Genomic DNA, 616 nt, shown 5'->3' with positions numbered 1-616 from the left:
ATAGGCGCAAACATGGATGCGAAGACAATGACGATGAATAGCCTGACGACTCAAGACAAAGCGAAATCAATGATGGGACGCATTAGCCGCGACAATATCGTGCTGTTTGGCTTGTTGGCGGGTCTTTCCACGATGATGATCTTGTTCATCTTGATGCCATTGTGGGCGATGCTGGCCAAAAGCGTACAAAACAGCGATGGAGAGTTTGTTGGGTTAGCCAACTTTGCGACTTATTTTTCTTCTTCAAGCTTGTGGGTTTCCGTTGGTAATACGTTTAGTTTGGGACTCGTTGTAACGACGGTGGTCGGTATTCTGGCCTTTGGTTACGCTTACGCACTCACGCGTTCATGCATGCCATTTAAAGGTCTATTTCACATCTTAGGTACCGCGCCAATCCTTGCTCCCTCACTTTTGCCTGCGATCAGCTTGATCTTCCTCTTTGGCAATCAAGGGGTTGCGAAAGAGCTACTTGGTGGTCACTCAGTGTATGGTGTGATTGGTATTTCAATGGGTTTGATCTTTTGGACCTTTCCTCATGCTCTGATGATTTTGACCACTTCGCTGCGTACTTCCGATGCCCGTTTGTATGAGGCCGCTCGTGCTCTAAAAACCTCAC

The 616-nt window shown here is 47.4% G+C and carries 1 pseudogene; it reads left to right on the top strand.

Annotated elements, in window-relative coordinates:
- Positions 1-12 precede the first annotated feature (12 nt).
- Positions 13-616: pseudogene (locus R7Z77_RS26620) on the top strand (putative 2-aminoethylphosphonate ABC transporter permease subunit); the annotation flags it as partial.

The organism is Vibrio sp. 1401, from assembly GCF_033340295.1.
This window is presented reverse-complemented; position numbering and strand designations above follow the sequence as displayed.